The following is an 18,456-nucleotide window of genomic DNA, read 5'->3' on the forward strand; positions in this document are numbered from 1 at the left end:
ACTGCACTTTCTTCTGCATTTACTCCGCCTTCATATTCTGGTAGTGTTACTGTCGGTACTGGTTCGTCTCCTACTGTTCCAATTGCTTCATTGTATTCTGGTAGATTATGCACTGCACTTTCTTCTGCATTCACTCCACCTGTGTATTCTAGAAGAGTTTCTCTTGTTGCTACTTCGTCTCCTGCTGTTCCAATAGCATCTGTATAATCTTTTATATCATTTATCGCACTCTCTACAGCACTTATTCCACCAGGAATAGCTGCTCCTGCTAGATTTACTGTTAAATTATGTATACTTTCGATACTTCCTTCTACTACACCGGTAACCTCTTGTCCGACATCTTTCTTATCCACTTCAAATAAAAGAGTCTTAGAATTATACTGTGTTAAGAACTTAGCTGTATTTCCATTAGTTAGTTTCAATGTAGGCGCTTGGTTTACTAATACTTCCAAATCAAATTCTAAACCAATAACACCCTCTCCCTGCTCAGTAACTTTCTTAACTTTTACCTCTGTTGGAGATATCATATCCTTACTCACGAAATCCCAATTAAATTTCTTATAAGAAAGTGTATAGTAGTTTTGACCATTTTCTCGATGCTCATAAAACAGTCCATACTCTCCATTTCCTAACTCTTGAAGCGAATTATAAGCAAATTCTCCATCTTGAATCATATTATGTTTAAGCCATGTAAGTTCCCCATTACTCTCAACACGAGCTAAATGAATTAGACCATCTTTACGCTGACGTCCTGGTCCAGCTGCGTTACTTAATAGTATGTATTCTTTTCCATCATGCATAGTATGAATAGCTGACATTTGGACATAAGCATCTTTTACTTCTGTATAACGTTTTATAGTTTTTTCCCAAGTAACTCCACCATCTTTACTGGTAGCAACTTGAAGATCTCCAGTCAATCCACGCATAAATGGTTTTACATCACCATTATTCAATTGCAGAACTGTTGCTTCTGTATTTTGTGCACCATTATTATTCATAGTAGATGAATGGATAACACTGTTTCCAACAGGTCTATTATCATTTGGTGCTTCTCCTGCGTGCCAAGTTTTCCCGTGATCATCTGAGTAAATTAGACGAGAAGACTGTGAACCACCTAAATGTGAAACATTATTAGTTGTGTAAACCGGTACTAAAATACGACCTTGGTGAGGACCAGTGTGAAGAACAATTCCCGTTCCAGGACCTGTCCCAAGGAATTTCATCCAATCTTGACGAATTCCCGGTGTAATATCAGTTGGGGCTGACCATGTTTTACCGTCATTATCACTATATGACATCCATAAGTAACTTGTATTCGCAACTCTAAATGGGTTTTTAGTACTTTGCGAGAAGTAAACATTACCTATTAAATCTTTCCCTTTATACATATCACCTTTGTCACTATATCCTGGATTTTTAGGATCTACCACAACATGATATTCTGTTTTTTGATTTTGTGAATTGTAAACTTCACCATTTTCTCGAATTGTGTAATATCCTTTTTCACCAGATTTATATAAAATTTGATAAGATTTATCCCCTATCTTCTCATAAGCCTTCTCTAGTTTATCAGGCATAGCAAACACTGCTTTCCCTTCTGGGAACATATCATAAATTGAGAATATTCTCTTCGTTTCTGGATCTTGTACCAGAACCATATCTATATTTACTGGTGACGGAGCACCTGAATCCTTAGCTTCACTATTATCACGAGGATTTGAAATTACAATTTTATTCCCCCATGTTTTCCCTTTATCTTCACTACGACGAACTACCATACCAATATCTCCCCAGTCTAAATGGTGCAATCGTCTCTCATCTGCTCCCGCAATTAGAGTTCCTTTATCTGTTCTTAATAAGGCTGGGATTCTGTAACTATTTATACCTTCTTTATTAGGTTTTCCATTCACTCCACTTTCAAAAATATCTTTTTTATCAGTGACTTGAGCACCCTCAGGTAATTTTTTCACTAAATCTTCTCTCTCGAATAATTGACTACGTGTTTTAACTTCTTGAGGTATTAAAGCACGATTATATATTGTTAAATTTCGAACTTGAAGATTTGACCCCCACATTGTTTGGTTTACTCTTCTAGTCGCCCCAATTTGTACTTTATTAACATCAGGCATATCTTTAATAAAACGACCAGACTTTGTACTTGTTCTAGATAACACACCATTTACGTATAATCGAACTTGTCCATTCGGTTGGTCTGCTTTCGATCTTTCCACCGTAAAAGTAACAGAATTCCATTGTCCTGGTTTTATCTTAAGTGGCGCATCTGAATAACTTCCATAGTAATGACTTCCATCTACTCCTCGAGCTTCTACCATAACAGTACCTTTATTAACAGACATGCTGAAATATTCATCTCTCTTCTTATCACTCGATACTGAAAATAGATTATAGAATTGTGGAGCATTTGCATCTGGTTTGAATTCCATGTGGATAGTAGCATTTTGTAATTGTTTTAACTTATCTAATTCTTCTGTTAAATCAACTCTTTGTCCATTCCCAGCATTAGTAACAAGATCTTCTTTTTCAAATACTGTTTCAACATTCTTCAAGTCTCTAGCAAAATAATCACGTGGAGGAATAACATTGCTCTCTGATGATCCTGCTTTATCAGGAGTATTTGTTCCTTCTGGAGTATCTGTCTTCTCTGGAAGTTTTTTATTTTCAACTTCAGGCGCTGTTCCCTCTTTTGATTTCTTATCATTAGAACCTGCTACATTACCTGGTGTTGCATCTAATTTCCCAGTTGTATTTTTATCTGCATCATCTTTTGGTAATTCCGCTTCTTTATCTTTCACATAAACAGGGTCTTTGGGTTGACCTTCGATATACGAACGTACCCAGTCTAATTGTTCTTTTGATAAGACTAAACCACCGCTACGATTATCAATAACTCCATTTTGATGAACTCCAATTAATACACCTTTATCATTATATAGTCCACCACCAGATGCCCCAGGTTTAGTACCTCCGTAACTAATACCTTCTATTCCAGAACCGAAGTCAGTAGTTCCTACTACTTTACTATCTAATACTGGACTTAGCTTGTTATCTGGGAAGCCATAAACTGAAACCGAATTTCCTTCTACAACTTTTGAAGATTGTTTAACAACTTCTACCGGCATTACTCCTTTTACCGCTTCTTTTAATCTAACTAGAGCTAAATCATTTTTAAATCCAAAAACAGACTCTGCTTTGTTCCAATACGAAATATCTTCATCAGAGAAATTGATAGAAATTCCATTTGGTAGCGTAGCTTTATATACAGTATTTTCCTTTCCAGACTTTGTAACTACATTAGAGCCATTTACTGTTAAAAAGTTATGCGCTACAGTTAATAACAAATTAGGTGTAATTAATGTTGCCGAACCTGTTCCATCCGGTGTTAAAATATGTGTAGTAGCTTGGAAGTTTTGTTCACCATTTGGAGCATTTTTTACTATCTCACTTGGTTTTGGTAAGTTCGCAGACCCACTCAAATCAACTTTTCCAACCTCAGTACGAGCAAAATCAGCTTTAGGAGATACTGCATCTAGCACTGCTTTAATAACTGTATTCCCTAAAGATAATTTACTTACATACTCACCAGACCAACTAGTATCACTAACTAACTTATTAATAGAAAGATTATTAAATGACACTATCTTAGCATTTGATAGACCACTTACTAAACTATTGAAATCCGAGTCTTGACGTAAATTAAATACAAGAGGAGAGCCAACCTCACCTGTTTGCACAACTTTATCCGCAATTAATCGATTACCATTCACATCTTCCAATCGAAGAATAACACGACCTTTTTCAACACCATTTAGCAATGTAGCTTGTCCTCTATCGTTAAAACGGTATAGTGCTCCATCAATCTCCTTATCTACACTCTTTAATGCTTTATGTTTTTCATCGTAATAATAACGAGTAGTACCATCTACATACCAACCTGTGATCGCATATCTATCTATCATAGAACGAATCCACTCTTTATGTTTTTCCGTAAAGACAGTTCCTCCTCCGATACGATTAGCTTCTATTTCACTTGAAGTGTTTGTTCCATGTTGATGGATACCAACTACCTCACCTTTATCATTGAATAAAGGTGCTCCAGAGAAACCTCCTAAAGCAGACGTATGGTAAGTAACGGCTCCATTTTCATTATTAATAGTACTTACTTTACCTGCAACTTCATAAGGTTTTCCATCTTTTAGTCGTTTTCTATTTTCTTCACTTAAATTAGAAGTTGTGAAGTCGTTAGGATAGCCGACCATACGAATCGAATCACCTGTTGATACCTCAGTTTTACTCAGTTCTCTTGGCGAATCTTCTCCATTTGTCATAGCTTCTACTGTTTTTTTAGTAACTACAACAGCTAAATCATTGCTATAAGATGTCCCAAAATCCTTTTTATTATATGCATAGATAGAACCTTTATCTACAGCTTCAGTACTACCAGAAGTAGGTACCTTATTCATTTTTTCAGTATCTGAATTCATTACAACATAACTTTTAGCAGAATCTCCACCACGTAAAACCGCAGATTTATCATCTAACTTCTTATCATAGTAATTATGAGCAACTGTCACCATCACATTTGGTGCAACAAACACACCACTACCTGATGCTGTTTGCTTACCACTATTACCACTATCATAAGTTGTATACGTCATAGCTACACCATTCGCAGTAGCACCATGAGTGTCCACATCTTTTATGTCATTACCACCCTGAACTACATCAGCATAGGCTACACCACCACCGATTACTGGTAGTTCCGAGGAAGCCAATCCAAATATAGCGGCTAGCGTCAAACAACCAACCAAACCGTAAGCTTTTGATTTACGGAATTTTCCTAAACCTTTTAAACATACAAACATATATTACCTCACTTTATTTTTTTTAATAATATTTCTCCAAGTTCACACTTCTATGAACTTTAAATAAATTACCTTCTATTTAGTAAAAGTTCTATGAACTTTTTATGATGTAAATAACTATAATTCACACATCTCTTACTAAACTCTGATAAATATTTTTTATTTTATAAACAAAACTTAATTTTCCTCTAGATTAATTTACTAATGAGTTAATAAAAAATCTAGTAAACTTTCCCTTTTCCTAACCTTAATAACATTTTTAAGTATTTTTTTAATATATGTATAATCTGCCCAAACTTCGAACTATAATCTATAACTTTCGATTATAATGTATTATGTTAACTAATTTGGTCTCTTAATTATACCATACTTGCACTGACCTTTAAAATAATATAATATAATTCGAATCACCGACAAACAGTTAAAAATAAACATAATTTAATATCTAAGTTATATCCTTGTAAATTTAATTTTAACATTTAAGATAATATTTTCTGTAAAATAAAAAAGACGGAAATAGTCCTCAAAATACAAATAAATTTTGGGAATATTTCCTAACTTACTTACCTCAACAATTAATGAAATCATCAATAAATTTTCTAGAAGTTACACTCTCTATCTACTTCACTTCTTCCTTTTTTCTATAATATTCTTTCGCAAAATCTACGCAACTTTTTAAATCTATACAAAGAATAGATGTCTTCTGTATTTCTTTTATTTGATAACTTCCCTTACAATTCTCCATGAATTCTTTCTGAACTGTTAAAAAATCATCATATATATCTAACTCAATATTAGAAAATTCTAACCACTCTCCATCTACATTCGCACTTTCTTTTATTGTTTTTCTATTTAGTGAATACTCTGCAAGATGCAATACTGTATTGGATTCAAAATCAGTTCCTAATAATAAAATTTTGGCATTTTGATCATATAATCTCCCTAACGGTGAATTATATCCTAAGCCATCATCTAATGGATGCTCTTTTATTATTTCCTGTGCTTTTTCTCCTACTGCTGAAAAAGAATATAGTGGATGAGAACTTCTAACTGAGTGTGTTAGATTCATAACAAACTCGCTAAATTTCCCCATACCTCGTGTACTAGATAGATTAACATCATAAGATAAACTCTCTCGTTTTATTTTTTCTATCCACTCCTCGGGAACTTTAGGATATTCCCAAAACTCTGGAGACATATTTTCTAAAGATTGCGTTGGGACAACAAGCGTTCCGCTTTCTCCTAATCTTTCCATAAGTGCTTCATAAATACATCTTGCACCTCCAATTATATAGCCGCATTTGCTAAGAGAAACATGTGCAATCAGGATATCGCCTTCTCCTATTCCTAAGTCTTTAAATAAATTTAAAAAATCACTTTTACCTATAGGCATTAAATTATTATCTAATGCATCACTCATAAACTTATAACTCATAGTTGTCCTCCTTATTAAATTAGGGAATAACTAAAAATCTTATTTCCAGAGAAATCGATTTTTGAGCCACTCCCCAGTTTTCATTCTTATATATGAATCTAAATCTTTATTTTATAAATTTTCACTTACATCACAATTTTATAATATTATCAAATTTATCTCTTAATTCATCACTTATATCATGGCTAATCATTATTATCGTTAATTCTTTATTTCCTAACAGCATCTCCACTAAACTTTTCGCTGATTCTTTGTCTAAAGCCGATGTTCCTTCATCAATTAAAAGTATTTTTTTACCATTAAATAACGCTCTAGCTATAGCCAATCTTTGGCGTTGTCCTCCTGAAAGATTCTTTCCATGAACCTCTACTTCTGAATATAAAAAGTCCTTCTGTGTTAAGCCCACTCTTTCTAAATACTTAGTTACTTCACTATCCTCTACTACTTCTCCCATAGTTATATTATCTTTGACAGTACCTGAAAATACAAAATTTTCTTGTTGAATTATAGTAAGTTTTTCTAGTATTTGTTTAGTAGATAATTTTTTTAAATCAACGCTACAATACTCTACGCTACCTTCATAATTTCTTAGTTGTCCTGTAATAATTTTAAACAATGTTGATTTACCAACTCCACTATCTCCGCTTATTAAATATTTATTCCCTTCTTTTATATCAAGGTTCAAATTATTTAAGATTTCTTTGTCACCATAACTGAAATATAAATTTTTAATTTTAAATAATGTTTCTCTTAAAGAATATTCAACAGGTGAGTAAGTATCTTTATTTTTTAACATGAATTCATCATGTTTAGAGAAAATAGGGTTTGCCCCTTTAATAAATGCTATTCTATAACCTATTTGGCTCATACCATCAAATACAAGATTAGCAAACATTCCTACAGCCGCAACAGCCCCAATTTCCAAATTATCTTTAACGACTAAATATCCTGTAACAAATACTAATAACACTTGGAAAAAGACATTTAAACCGAAGTTAAGCATATAATAATTACTTTCCAATTTACTTTGTTTAACAAATACATTTTTTAAAATCCTACTTATATTAGCTATTCTTTTAGGAATTATTTGTAATTTATTAAGAGAGAAATAAGTATCATAGCCTAAAATCGTCTCCTCTAACGAAGCAACATAGTTCTCATTTTCTTTAGTAACCTCTGTTCCCATATTATGAAGTTTTTTATTAAAAATTTTCGGAAGATAAATTAATATTCCTGTTCCTATAATAGTAATTAAAGAAATGATCCAGTGATATTTCAATAGAGCATAAAGTGAAAATACAACACCAGAAAGACTGTATATTATAGCGAATATATTCCTCAAACCTTTTTCTTGAATCATTTGAATATCATTATTAAACCAAGATTGATAAACACCAGATGAGTTATCTTTATACTTTTCAATATCTAATTCTACAAGACTAGTAGATAAGTTATCCTTAACATCTATTCCAATATCTTGAATAAAAATCTCCTCTCTTACCTTTACCACCCTATCAATTACTATAATAACTAACCACGTAACCGATAAGAATAAGATGATTTCAAAGAAACTATGTAGATTTCTATTGGTAAGCACAGTTATAGCATCTGCATTTAAAAAGTTACTTTTCATAAGAAATAACTGCCTTAACAATATAAGAAAACAAATTAATAAGAACCTATATTTAAATTTTAAAATATATCTTTTCATAAATACCTCCTACTTTTATTCCACTTAATTTAATAACACTCTATTAAGGGGAATTTCAAGGAACATATATAATACCACCTTATATTTATACTTTTATTATAGTATGAAAAAAAGATGATAACAATATAAAATTATAATTTTCAGAAAACTTACTCAAATTATCTTGACACGAAAAAAAAAGTCAGTATAATAAAAGTTACATAAAGCTTGTAACTCAAATACAAACAACATTTATGTAATCTATACAAAGGAGAGCAATATGATTAAAAATATTTTAGAAGTTATAACATTGAACAAATTAAAGTTATCCATTATGTTTATTTTGACACTAATAGTATCAATAGGGACTGTTTATGTTGTATACGCTCGTGTTGATATTGTTGATTCTGTAATATACAAAACAGGATCTCTATGGACAAAAGTTGGCGTTATTATTTGTATTTTAATAATAGTAGAATTGCTTAGAGCGTGGCTAAAAATAATAATTGCACAATTAGTTAAACAATGGAAAATATATCTAGGTGATAGAATTAGTAAAAATATAGAAACTATGCCTCAATCAGAATTTAATAAGGTTGACTCTGGTGAACATATGACTAAATACACTTATCAACTTGAATTATTATCTACGTATTTATTCTCGCCATTAACTGGTTTACTTAGTGCTATTGTATTATTTATCTCATCAGTCGTATTTTTATGGTTAATTAATTGGAAATTTGTTGTATTTGCCCTATTATCATCAATCGCTATGTTCTTAATAAGCGGTAAGTTTGGTAATAAAATCAGCGTAGGATATACAAATTTATCAATTTTATCAGGGAAATTTTCTGGAGTTTTAAAGGAATATTTAACAGGTTATGAAGATCTGAAGAATATCGGTAAGATAAATTTATTTTCAAAAAATGTTAAGGCTAGTCAGATCCAAAAAGAAGACCAACAGTATAGCATTTCTAAATTAATGGCATTCGGTGAATTAACTTTACAAAGTATCGAGAAATTACTTGAATTATTAATTTTTATCTTTGCGATTTACTTAGTTTTAAAAAATGAATTAACTATAGGTACAATAGCTTCTGTATCTACTATACTAGGCATATACCTTACTTCTATCAATCAATTAGTTGATCTATATATTAAAGTAATCGGTACAAAAGAAATATTAAATAGCGTTATAACTAAAGCCACTGCTAAAGAAACTATTTATCCTCACGTTAAAGAAAATATTGAATTTAAAGACTTTAATTATAGTTTCGGAGATAACCATGTCATTAAAAATTTCAACTTTTATATAAATAAAGGTGGAAAATATGCCATAATCGGTAAAAGTGGTTCTGGAAAATCCACTATAATCAAGTTGCTACTAGGGAAATTACAACCCAATCAAGATAAAGTTTTAATCGATGGAAATCCCCTTGAAATACAGGATGATATTAACTTCTCGAAAGAAATCGGATATGTAAGTCAACAAACATCTATTTTTAGCGGTTCAATCCGATATAACATCACTTTAGATGATAGTTATTCAGATGAAGAAATATGGAGCATATTGGAAAAAGTTTGTTTAGCTGATAGAGTTAGAGCTTTACCTGATGGCTTAGATCATACCTTATCTAATATGGGAGAAATCCTATCAGGAGGAGAAAAACAGAGGTTAGTTCTTGCGAGAGTATTAATTAGAAATTATCCAATTTTAATTCTTGATGAAGCAACCTCAGCATTAGATGAAAAAACAGCAGTACATATAGAAAACAATATCTTAGCTGACAATAAATTAACTTTAATAATGATTTCTCACCATATACAAGAAGAAATCAAAAAACAACTAACAGAATGTGTAGAATTGAAAGTGCAGTAATGCGATTTATTAAACCAACACAAAAATGCCAAGCAATAAAAATTACTTGGCATTTTTTATTTTTTCCCCTATATAATCCAACAACAATAGTACAACAATTATATTGAATACTTACTTTCCAAATTAAAATTTTAAACTAAAAATTTCTACACTTTGAACAGTGTTTTCCTCCTGTAATTGTTCAAAAATATAAACTTATGCAAATTTCTTATAAAAGTATAAATATCTCATTACGAATAGAAATGAAACTAACACGAATAGAAATGCGAACTTAGCTAGATTATCTATAAATTGTAAATAGATAAATACTAGTAAAACTCCTGCTACTTCTACGAAGTATTCAATTACACTCGCTTTTTTCCAGTTGATTTTCTCATATAAGTCAACCACATAATATTGAGCAATACCTAATATCATAAACGCCAATGCAGCTAAACTATATGCCTTAATATCTGTTTTATCCTGAGTAAAAGCTTCAGGTAAAAAGCTTGTAGTGTTAGTTAAATATTTATTCATTGCTATAAATAAGAAACCTACTACTTCAACTTGCAATACCAACAAACCTAAATCTTTAAGCTTATTCATTTTTCTCCTCCTCCCTTTTAAAATTATTTTATTAACTATTACAATATAATTATTTATACTTATTCGATTATATTATACCATTTTTTTAAACGCATTCAAAGTATTTGTGATGTAATGTTACGTGTATTTTTTATGATAGTGACTAAAAAGTTCTAAAATCTAACGAAGTTCATATAAAAATTCATAGACGCAGTGGTTTATCGATATCTAAATTCGCTTTATAAAAACTTTTTATATATCTAATAAACTTTGCAAGGATGACTCGACAAAATCGATTTCTATGAAATCACGATTTTTAAATCACTCCTCATTACATATACCTCATCATACATATTCAACGTTTCTGGATATGATCTGTGTGATATATGAATTAAAGTTTTATCTTTCATACTTAATAGTAATTTTTCAACTAAGATGTATGTATCTTTATCCAATCCTGATAATGTTTCATCTAAAACTATAACCTGTTTTTCCTGTAATATAGCCCTAATTAAAGCCAGTCTTTGTTTTTGTCCACCAGATAAATTTGATTTTCTCTTATCGTACGTAGTATTTATTAAATCAGAAGCTTCTTTAATTTTGTCATCTAATCTAATTTCCCTTATTAAAGTCATTATTTTATCCGTTTCTATGTTTTTATAAAAAGTAAGATTATCGATAACCTTACCTGCAAATATAAAGCTATCTTGAGGAACATAAGTTATTATTTTCTGAATTGTGTTGTATTCGTAACTGTTAATATTTTTTCCGTTTAAAAAAATATTACATCCTTCAAGGTTTTTTGTTAATAGTAATGCTAACGTCGATTTCCCACTACCACTATCTCCTTGAATTAAATACTTTTTACCTTTTTCAAAACTAGCTGAAAAATTACTAAAAATTTCTCTATTATTAATTCTATAACTTTCATTTCGAACTTCTATGTTTTCAAAATCGATAATATCATGACTATCTAGATATTCAAATTTCTCTTTAGAATTTAATTCTCTCTTTATATCTTTTACCGATGTTATATTAGCTATAGAAGCTGTTATCAAATTAATAGGCATTACTAATTCTGCAGAAATAGTAAAAATAGATACTATATCACCTACACTAGTATTTCCTAATAGAGCTTGACGACCTCCTATATATAAAATAGCAATAATAGTAACATAGAATACTAATCCTGTTAAGACATTTACAAGTGATACTAAAACATTTTTCCTATTAACAAGTTTATTTATTTTATTATATTCATTAAGTAATTTTTCATAAAATATATTAGCCGAATCACTGTTCTTAATAACTAATAATCCCTCTAAAAAATCTTCAAGTTTATCATTATATCTAGCCTTTTGTTTTGAAATACTATTTTGGATATTTTTCAAATATGCTTTGAAAATATTAGGAATTACTATCGGAAATAGTGACAATCCTATAACCCAAAAAGCTGTTGTTACATCTAATTTGAACAACGCTATAGTAGCAAAAATAAAATAAACTATACCTTGATACAGAGAGAAAATCGTATTATAATGTTGATCTTTTACCATTTCAATGTCATTGTTTACAGTAGATAATAAATTTTTATTCTTTGCATCAAGTTTATTTCTAAGTAAACTACCCACAAGCGTTCTATGAATATTGAATCCAATTTTATTTAGATAAACGGTATCTAAAATCTGACGTAAATATTCACATATAAGCATTAGTATAATAATTACAGATAAATATATAATTTGATTATAGAATAATTGCTCATTTTCAGTAGTAAGGGCATCAACAACATATTTAATTTGATAAGAAAAATAAATATTAATTCCCGAAACTACTGTAATAAGAAATAAAACTACCGCAAATAAAAGTTTCCTCATATTTCTCACCCCTTAATTGAGTCCCTCTATTTAAAAGTTCAATCCTCATTTTATAAATAACCATTGAAAATCTAAATATAATAAAAAGAAATCAATTGCTCATTAAAGCTAATCAATTTCTTTCTTAATATATAATACTGTAAAATAATTCAATCTATAGATTAACTTTCCACTCAACATAAAATCTAATTAACTTTTTGTTAAATTATAGAAATTATATCAAATAAAAAATTGCTAGTCAATGTTATTTCTGAAAATTCAAGGTTGTTTTTAGAATCGTAAATTCTCAAAATAAATTCCAGTTCAAATATAAAACTGGAATTTAACCAGAAACTCGTCTTTTGAATGAAACTAAAAATCCGTGTCTCCAATTTTCTCGTACATTAAAGTATTCCATACAAAAAAGCTAGGAAAAATTCCTAGCTTAACGTTCACATTTGAAATATAGGTAGTGAATCACCTTCTATTATATTACTTTATTTCCACTAGAAAATCAATTATTATATCTCATTTTAGGCCTTCTACTTTTTTAATACTCCCCTACAACCTTATATTTTCTCAGTATATAATTCAATTGTTCGCTTGTAACATCTTCGTATTTATAATCTATATTTTCTACTGCCAGATAATTCAATACTTTTCTAATGCTAACGTATCCTTTTTTTGCTACTACAATATGATCTAGCATTTCTATACCAACTATTTCACCAACTTTCATTAGATTTATCGTCGTTTTAATATCTTCTATAGAAGGTGTAGCATCTCCACTTGGGTGATTATGCACACAGACGATACTTGAAGCGCTGTTTTTTATCGCTAGTTTAAATACTTCTCTTGGATGCACTACTGACATAGATAAGCTTCCTTTGAATACTTCTCTTTTTTCGATTATTTTACCTTTCGTATCAATATCTAATACTACGAAGACTTCTTGTGTTAAATTCTCTAAAGATGATTTTAGATAATTGGCTATTGACTGTGGGCTATCACACTTCACATCTAGGACATTCGTCGCATATATTCTTCTTGCAAATTCTATGTTAGCAAGAATATGTATCGCCTTTTCCTGACCTATCCCCTTATGTTTCATAAGTTCTGTTAAGGTTGCATCACATAGTTTTGTAATACCTCCCATATCTTTTAGAATCATGTCAGAAAGCTCAATTACATTTTGATTTTTTGTACCTGTTCTTAATAATATTGCTAGAATCTCTTTATCACTGAGAGCTAAAGCCCCTAATTTTTTAAATTTCTCCCTCGGACGATCTTCCTCACTAAACTCTTTAATAGTATATGCTACCATAATAATCCCTCCCTTATTAATATTATTGTTAAATAGCTAAGTGCTATAAATGGCACTAGCGGTAGTTTTGTTTTTCTTTTAACTTTTTTCAAAATAATTAACCAAATAGCAAAGAACCCTGCATATAAAAATGTAAATATTAACAAATACACTCCTTCAAATAAGTTTAAATTTAAAGCTAATACACAAAAAACTTTTATGTCGCCATAACCTAAACCACCTCTTGTGAAAATATATAGTATATGAAAGATAATAATAAGATAAATAAAATCTAAAAAATTGAATAAATAATAGCGTATATATATAGAAGAAAAATTTAAAATAATTAGAAGATAAAACAACTCATCATTCACTTCAAATAATTTCACATCTTCTATTCCTAAAAAAATGAGAATAATAAATATACTAACTTCAAGATAACTAATAAAAATAAAATAATTTTGAAAAATAATAAATAATACTATAGTAATAAAAGTAAATACTTCATATAAAAATACATCTAATGGAATTTTTTGATTACAGTAACTACATCGTCCTTTTTTATATAAATAGCTAAAGATAGGAATCAAGTCAGAACCCCTTAATTCTTTCTGACAACTAGAACAACAACTTCGTCTAAATAGGAACTCTCTCTTATTCTCACTATCTACTAAACACTTAATGGCACTAGCAAAAATTAGACTTAATATGATAATAAAAATATAACTTTCCATAAGTATCTCCCCCTACTGTATAACCCTTCAATTATATTCTATCACAATTATATATACAGAACTACATTTATCATTGTTGTATATATAATCACCTAATAATATTTTCTCATTTTTCCTATACAAAGAATTAACTTATATTACAATAGGATTTTATTTCTATTCAAATTATTTTCAATATATTTTAAACTTTTTTCATCTTATACTAATAATAAACTAATATCATGATGATATCTATTTTCAAAAGAATTTACATTTTTTCATTTTTGTAGTATAATATTGTTTATAGTTTTCCGAAGGCAAGATTTCTGCCTTAAGGAAAGTAGTTTTATATTCTTATTCTACACTATTATTTTTAGAGAAGGTGATTAAATGATTTTTAAAAAATTTTTGAGAAAAAGTCAAGAAGAGTTAGAAGCTGCGAATCAGCTTTCTCTTCAAGAAATTAACAATACAGTTGATGTTCCAAAAGAAGGAAGCTTTTTAAAGAAAGTCCTGGCTTATAGTGGACCGGGAGCATTAGTAGCAGTCGGTTATATGGATCCTGGTAACTGGATTACCTCTATCGCTGGTGGTGCTCAATATGCGTATAGCTTACTATTCGTTATACTTATATCGAATCTTATCGCGATGTTGCTTCAATCAATGTCTGTAAGATTAGGTATTGTAACTGGTATGGACCTAGCTCAAGCAACTAGAAAACATACTGGTAAGAAACTAGGTGTTGTCCTTTGGATTATTACAGAACTAGCTATTATGGCTACTGATATTGCAGAAATTATCGGAAGTGCCGTAGCTTTAAAATTGTTATTCGGTATTCCATTACTATTAGGAGTTATAATAACTATCTTCGATGTATTTTTACTATTATTATTAGCGCATTTTGGATTTAGAAAAATTGAGGCAATTGTGGCTGCACTTATTTTTACAATTCTTATAATATTCTTCTATGAAGTTTTATTATCTAATCCTAATACCGGAGAATTAATTAAAGGATTTATTCCAAACAAAGAAGTAATTAGTAATAAAGGCGCATTATTTATCGCCCTTGGTATCGTAGGTGCAACAGTTATGCCACATAATTTATACCTACATTCTTCTATTGTTCAAGCAAGACGATACGATAGAAAAGATAATAAAGTTAAAAGAGAAGCAATTCGATTTTCTACAATAGATTCTAATATTCAACTTACTATTGCATTCGTAGTAAACTGTCTACTATTAGTTCTTGGGGCAGCATTATTCCATGGTCATGGTGACAGCCTTGGACGTTTTACAGATTTATACAATGCTTTACAAGATAGTAATATTGTTGGATCTATTGCTTCGCCACTTCTTAGTATATTATTCGCAGTTGCTCTTTTAGCATCTGGACAAAATTCTACTATTACTGGTACATTATCAGGGCAAATAGTTATGGAAGGTTTCATCCATTTAAGGCTTCCTATGTGGCTTAGAAGAATGTTAACACGTGTAATTGCAGTATTACCTGTTGTTATCTGTTTAATAATTTTCGGAGATAGCGAACAAGCAATAGAAAGCTTACTAATTTATACACAAGTATTCTTAAGTATTGCTCTTCCAATATCAATTATCCCACTAACACTTTATACATCAAATAAAAAACTTATGGGAGAATTTGTTATTAAACCATGGATGAAGATTCTTGCATGGATCTGTACAGTAATATTAATAATCTTAAATTTCTGGTTGATAATATCAACATTCATATAAACTAAAAGGACTGATTTTTGTCAGTCCGTTTTTTTATTTTCCATTATATAGATTAAATTCACACTTTCTTTACTTTGAAGTAATAAAAAAACAGCTCTTACGAACTGCTTTTTTATTTATTTAATGAAATTATTTAACAGGTAATACTGCTCCATTCCATTTTTCTTTAATGAATTTTTGAGTATCTTCAGATTTTAAAGCTTCAACAAGTTTTTTAACAACAAGTTTGTTTTTATCTCCTTCGCGAACAACGATGATGTTAGCGTATGGGTTGTCGTCTGTAGCTTTTTCTACTAAAACTGGTTCAGTTGCTGCATTTAATCCTGCATCTACTGCGAAGTTAGCGTTGATTGAAACTAGGTCACCTTCACCATTTTGGTAGAATTTAACCATTAATGCTGGATCATTTTCATAGCTGAATTGTAATTTTTTAGGGTTTTCAGCGATATCATCAAAAGTAGCTGTTACTGGATCTACACCATCTTTAACTTTTACTAATCCTTCAGAAGCTAGTAATTTAATTACACGTCCCCATTCAGATTTGTTGTTACTTACTAATACTTTAGCACCTTCTTTAAGGTCTTTAACGTTTTTAACTTTTTTAGAGTATAATCCGATTGGCTCTAAGTGAATTGCACCAGCGTCTTCAATTTTGTATCCATTTTCTTTAATAGCATTTTTTAAGAATGGTACGTGTTGGAAGTAGTTAATGTCGATATCTTTATCGTTTAACGTTTTGTTTGGTACATAGTAGTCTTGATATGTAACGATGTCTAATTTGATTCCTTCTTTTTCAAGTTGAGGAGCAACATGCTCTAATAATACAGCATGAGGTACATTAGTAGCTCCAACTTTTACTGTTACAGGTTTGCTAGGATCTAGTTTATCAACATCGATACCTTTTTTCTCAGTTTTTGATGCGCTTGAGCATCCAATTAATACGATTCCAAGTATGAAACTTGTTACTAAAAATAATAATTTCTTCATTATATAATTTTCTCCTTTTGATTTTTTATTATTAATATTTAGGTTTTGTGAATTTTATGTAAAAAAAATCACCCTTACTCTCCTAAGAGAATAAGGGCGAAAACTAATTTCACGGTACCACCTTACTTTTTCGTAAACTACGAACTTTACCACTACATCGGCTATGCATCTAGAATATATCCGAGATAGTGTGCGTTTGTAACGTAACGCCTACGAAAAAAGCTTGTGTTTTAAAACTCACTTTTTTTACCATTCAAACCATTTTCCTTTATCATCTGCATTGTGTGCTTTCACCCATCCACACTCTCTGTAAAAGTTCCTATAAAGTACTTATTTGAATATTGGTAATTTTTAACTTGACTCTATGTTATCATTCAGAATTAAAAATGTCAACACTTTTTTTTGTATTTTTTTAAAAAGTTTTTTGAAAACTCATGATTATTTACTTTTTCATTTACATAAAATACTATTTCTTTCAAAAAATCACTAGTTAAGATTGTTATTTTTTAGCCATTTCTCTATTGCTTCTACAGTTTTGTCTCTATATTTCGGAGCTTCATACATATGATCTGAACCTTGTAATATTGTTAATGTAGCGTTTTTGTATCTTTTCGCTGTTGCTTTTGCTATATTTGGATGCACCATTTTATCTTCACTTCCAGTTATTACTAATACAGGTTCAGTTACTATTTTAAAATCAATATATGCACCTTTTTGCTTATCTAAAAAAGGTAGTGCCATTTGGAAATATGTAAAACCAGATTCTGGAACTAATTTAGAAAATTCTTTCTCCTTATCCGCTTCATCTTGATTATTCATACAATAATCATAAAATGCATGTTTATAAGGTGGCATAGATTTTTTCCAAAATCCCCAACGTAGAAAATGTTTATAGAAACAAATTACCATACTTGGGTAAAAAGCGAAAATTCCTGCTGCTGGTGCAGTCCCCATTAAAATAAGCCCCTTAGTCATTGTCTTCATAGCAACTTTCTGAGCAAGAAGACCTCCTAACGAGTGTCCCAATACTATCGGAGCTTCATCTAGCGTTTCTATTAGATCTACAATATCATCGGCAAATTCATCTAAACTAACATCTGCTACCTTTTTTTCGACTTCTTCATAAGGTAAATCATGATATCTCAATGTTGGAGTATATACATTTAAACCTAATTTTTCTAGTTCATCTGCGAATTCTCCCCACACAGTTCCATCACACCATGTCCCATGAATCAATACTATATTCGTCATAAAATTTTCCTCCTACCAATATTTTAGTATTCTTTTTTTCACACTAATTATATAACTTATCAATTTATTTATCAATTGATAATGTAAAAAGAGCAGAATAAAAAACCGGTAAAAATTTTTTCTTCTACTCTTAGTACCATCAC

General features: G+C 30.2%; 11 protein-coding genes. 2 read left to right on the forward strand and 9 right to left on the reverse strand.

Going from position 1 to position 18,456, the window contains the following annotated elements:
* The 3 genes from RYK99_RS05325 to RYK99_RS05335 form a co-directional block, all read right to left on the reverse strand.
* On the reverse strand, window positions 1–4,883 hold a 4,883-nt coding region (locus RYK99_RS05325), incomplete at its 3' end, for an SIALI-17 repeat-containing surface protein (protein ID WP_314990805.1).
* 619 nt (window positions 4,884–5,502) lie between these two features.
* Window positions 5,503–6,318 (reverse strand): AAC(3) family N-acetyltransferase, encoded by an 816-nt coding sequence (locus RYK99_RS05330; protein ID WP_314990807.1) that lies wholly within the window; start codon window positions 6,316–6,318, stop codon window positions 5,503–5,505.
* 130 nt (window positions 6,319–6,448) lie between these two features.
* Window positions 6,449–8,029 carry an ABC transporter ATP-binding protein gene (locus RYK99_RS05335; protein ID WP_314990809.1) on the reverse strand — a complete coding sequence of 527 codons (1,581 nt, stop codon included), beginning with the start codon at window positions 8,027–8,029 and terminating at the stop codon, window positions 6,449–6,451.
* A gap of 259 nt (window positions 8,030–8,288) precedes the next feature.
* Between RYK99_RS05335 and RYK99_RS05340 the strand changes: the two genes are divergently transcribed.
* Complete coding sequence (locus RYK99_RS05340; RefSeq protein WP_314990811.1) at window positions 8,289–9,887, forward strand: ABC transporter ATP-binding protein; 1,599 nt, start codon at window positions 8,289–8,291, stop codon at window positions 9,885–9,887.
* A 195-nt stretch (window positions 9,888–10,082) separates the two neighbouring features.
* Here RYK99_RS05340 and RYK99_RS05345 read toward each other — a convergent pair whose 3' ends face one another.
* The 4 genes from RYK99_RS05345 to RYK99_RS05360 form a co-directional block, all read right to left on the reverse strand.
* Window positions 10,083–10,472, reverse strand: coding sequence for a hypothetical protein (locus RYK99_RS05345; RefSeq protein ID WP_314990813.1), 390 nt, complete (start codon window positions 10,470–10,472; stop codon window positions 10,083–10,085).
* Between the two features lie 278 nt (window positions 10,473–10,750).
* The gene (locus RYK99_RS05350; protein WP_314990815.1) at window positions 10,751–12,328 is read right to left on the reverse strand and encodes an ABC transporter ATP-binding protein; all 1,578 of its coding nucleotides are present in this window, start codon (window positions 12,326–12,328) and stop codon (window positions 10,751–10,753) included.
* A gap of 529 nt (window positions 12,329–12,857) precedes the next feature.
* Window positions 12,858–13,631, reverse strand: coding sequence for a DNA repair protein RadC (gene radC / locus RYK99_RS05355; RefSeq protein ID WP_314990817.1), 774 nt, complete (start codon window positions 13,629–13,631; stop codon window positions 12,858–12,860).
* Complete coding sequence (locus RYK99_RS05360) at window positions 13,625–14,344, reverse strand: A24 family peptidase (RefSeq protein WP_271964544.1); 720 nt, start codon at window positions 14,342–14,344, stop codon at window positions 13,625–13,627. Before RYK99_RS05360 ends, radC begins: the two co-directional genes overlap by 7 nt.
* A gap of 369 nt (window positions 14,345–14,713) precedes the next feature.
* On the opposite strand from RYK99_RS05360, the gene RYK99_RS05365 reads away from it, so the two are divergent.
* Window positions 14,714–16,075 carry an Nramp family divalent metal transporter gene (locus RYK99_RS05365; protein WP_102170061.1) on the forward strand — a complete coding sequence of 454 codons (1,362 nt, stop codon included), beginning with the start codon at window positions 14,714–14,716 and terminating at the stop codon, window positions 16,073–16,075.
* 129 nt (window positions 16,076–16,204) lie between these two features.
* Here the strand turns inward: RYK99_RS05365 and RYK99_RS05370 are convergent, their stop codons facing one another.
* Window positions 16,205–17,062: a MetQ/NlpA family ABC transporter substrate-binding protein gene (locus RYK99_RS05370; protein WP_271964543.1), complete on the reverse strand. Its 858-nt coding sequence runs from the start codon at window positions 17,060–17,062 to the stop codon at window positions 16,205–16,207.
* A gap of 486 nt (window positions 17,063–17,548) precedes the next feature.
* Entirely contained in the window at window positions 17,549–18,313 is a 765-nt protein-coding gene (locus RYK99_RS05375) for an alpha/beta fold hydrolase (protein ID WP_271964542.1), read from the reverse strand.
* Between the last annotated feature and the right edge of the window lie 143 nt (window positions 18,314–18,456).

Source organism: uncultured Gemella sp. (assembly GCF_963537375.1).
In the GTDB taxonomy this organism is placed as follows: Bacteria; Bacillota; Bacilli; order Staphylococcales; family Gemellaceae; genus Gemella.